The organism is Maritimimonas sp. 2210JD6-3 (assembly GCF_056591795.1).
This window is the reverse complement of sequence record NZ_JBWQOJ010000097.1, coordinates 1-628: the sequence shown is the minus strand read 5'-3', so window position 1 is coordinate 628 and position 628 is coordinate 1. Positions and strand designations below refer to the sequence as shown.

1 pseudogene is annotated in these 628 nt (G+C 41.1%); it reads left to right on the top strand.

Annotated features, from left to right (window positions below):
* Positions 1–65 precede the first annotated feature (65 nt).
* Positions 66–628: pseudogene (locus AC1EUY_RS16125) on the top strand (transposase); the annotation flags it as partial.

The window sequence follows — 628 nt, the reverse complement described above, 5'->3', positions numbered from 1 at the left end:
GTAAGCTTCCCCAAAAACTGAACTGTTTAAAAGTAGAATAAATATTTTAATTTTGAACAGTAATTATGAGAAGAAGTAAATTTTCACCGCCCCAGATAGCCAAGATTTTAAAGGAATTTGAAAACGGTAAATCTGTATTAGAAATCACCCGTGACCACGGTGTTAGTTCGGCCGCATTTTACAAGTGGCGTTCCAAGTATGCAGGTATGAGCAGCAAAGAACTTAAACGTATCAAGCAATTGGAAGAAGAGAACCTCAGGCTCAAGCAAATGTATGCCAACCTAGCATTGGACCACCAAATGGCTAAGGAGATCATAGAAAAAAAGCTTTAAAGCCCTGCCGAAAAAGGAGTATAGCAAAGGAACTTGCTCATTACGGTATAAGCAGGGCGTGCCGTGTTCTACATATGAGCAAGAGTGTCTATTACTACAAGCCATTGCCAAAGAACGATGTTGAGATTGAAGCTGCCTTAAGCAAAAAGGCAGAGGACAAGCCAGAGGAAGGATTTTGGAAGGCCTATGGTCGCTTACGTGAAGAAGGTAAACTTTGGAATCATAAACGCGTTCATAGAGTATACGTATCATTAGGGCTGCCCTTGAGACGGAAAGTAAAGAAACGTCTTCCAGCA